Raw genomic sequence first — 596 nt, 5'->3', positions numbered from 1 at the left:
ATTAAATATTTATCCTTTAGTTCTGATACTTTTTCAAAAGGAATTTTATATAAAGAGCAAGGAAATGAAAGTATTTTTTTTAGTTCTATAATCTTACATTGTAATAAATTGCTTACCACCCCTAAAGGATAATAAAAAATATCATAACCATTATCAGCTTGTATGAAAGTCTCATCATAATTTTCTATATCAGTTTTAACTCCAATTTCATCTGTAGAAACTATGTATTCGTTTTGAATGTCTAATTCATATCTTCTCAGTAATTGATTGTTTTTAAAATGTTCAAATAACATTGTAGGTATCCATATATCTATATTAAATTTATATATATATGAATTATTAGATAAAAAAAGTAATTTTTCTTTATCAATAAAATTAATACATTCACCTTCTACTATATACATATCCAATAAATCTATTGTTGAAAGTTTTGATAAACTATTTGATATATTTATCTCATCAATAGTCTTCCATGTGATATTTTCTCTTATCAAATCTAAATTCAAATCATTAGAAAAAGAGATAAATAAGTTTTTTGGTATTATTAACCAACTTCTATGACTAAAAAAATTAAATAAATTTTGCATCTTAATGAT

1 protein-coding gene is annotated in these 596 nt (G+C 21.5%); it reads right to left on the bottom strand.

All coding sequences use genetic code 11. The annotated features are described in order from the left end of the window. On the bottom strand, nt 1-587 hold a 587-nt coding region (locus HMPREF9075_RS04500; RefSeq protein WP_157049221.1), incomplete at its 3' end, for a hypothetical protein. Nucleotides 588-596 lie beyond the last annotated feature (9 nt).

This window comes from Capnocytophaga sp. oral taxon 332 str. F0381, from assembly GCF_000318275.2.
GTDB classification, from domain to species: Bacteria; Bacteroidota; Bacteroidia; order Flavobacteriales; family Flavobacteriaceae; genus Capnocytophaga; species Capnocytophaga bilenii.
Note: the sequence above shows the minus strand (reverse complement) of the source record. Positions and strands in the feature narration are given on the sequence as shown.